Annotated in this window: 1 protein-coding gene; it reads left to right on the top strand. The window is 41.6% G+C overall.

The window, feature by feature from the left end; genetic code table 11:
- On the top strand, positions 1-250 hold a 250-nt coding region (locus DW103_RS18570), incomplete at both ends, for a hypothetical protein (protein ID WP_370453495.1).

Genomic DNA, 250 nt, shown 5'->3' on the forward strand with positions numbered 1-250 from the left:
GTATAAAAGAAGGCTGCCAAAAACAAATAGGCAAAAGAACCTCTTGTTATGAATTTGCCAGTGAAAGCTCAACAGGCCATAGCCGGGAAGAAGAACGTACCTGTTTTATGTGTAATTTTATCTCCTGGTTGCCCAAGTGTGGTCATGAATGGCCTGGCATTAAAACATTTGGATGTGTAACAACTACAGTAAAGAATCTGACTACCAACCGGGTGACTACTGAACGACAGTATTTTATCTCCTCCCTGGA

The organism is Parabacteroides sp. AM08-6 (assembly GCF_003473295.1).
Classification (GTDB): domain Bacteria; phylum Bacteroidota; class Bacteroidia; order Bacteroidales; family Tannerellaceae; genus Parabacteroides.